This window comes from Corallococcus sp. AB049A (assembly GCF_003668885.1).
Classification (GTDB): Bacteria; Myxococcota; Myxococcia; order Myxococcales; family Myxococcaceae; genus Corallococcus; species Corallococcus interemptor.
Map to the genome: position 1 here is coordinate 1 of NZ_RAWL01001162.1, position 435 is coordinate 435.

Genomic DNA, 435 nt, shown 5'->3' on the forward strand with positions numbered 1-435 from the left:
CTGCTGCTGTTGGGCCTGCGCCTGCGCGCGCGCAACCATGCGCTGGCCCAGCTGCAGCGCACGCACAGTGCGCTGGCCGCCGAACGCGACCAACTTCGCCATACCACCGAACGCCAGGGCCAGCTGGAGCAACAGCTGCTGCAGGCCAAGCAGGCCGCCGAGGCGGCCGTGCTGGCCAAGGGCGAGTTCCTGGCCACGATGAGCCACGAGATCCGCACCCCGCTCAACGGCATCCTGCCGATGCTGGAGCTGATCGCACGCGGGCCGCTGGGCGAAGACCAGCGGCAGATGCTGGCCACCGCCTCGGCCAGTTCGCAACAGCTGCTGCGCATCGTCGACGACATCCTCGACTACTCCCGGCTGGAAGCGCAGGCGCTGGAACTGGAGATCACCAGCTTCAACCTGCGCGACCTGCTCGATGGCGTGGTACAGCTG

Annotated in this window: 1 protein-coding gene; it reads left to right on the forward strand. The window is 68.5% G+C overall.

Going from position 1 to position 435, the window contains the following annotated elements:
• A partial coding sequence (locus tag D7X55_RS46635; protein ID WP_304988936.1) for a histidine kinase dimerization/phospho-acceptor domain-containing protein occupies positions 1-435 on the forward strand: 435 nt, incomplete at both ends.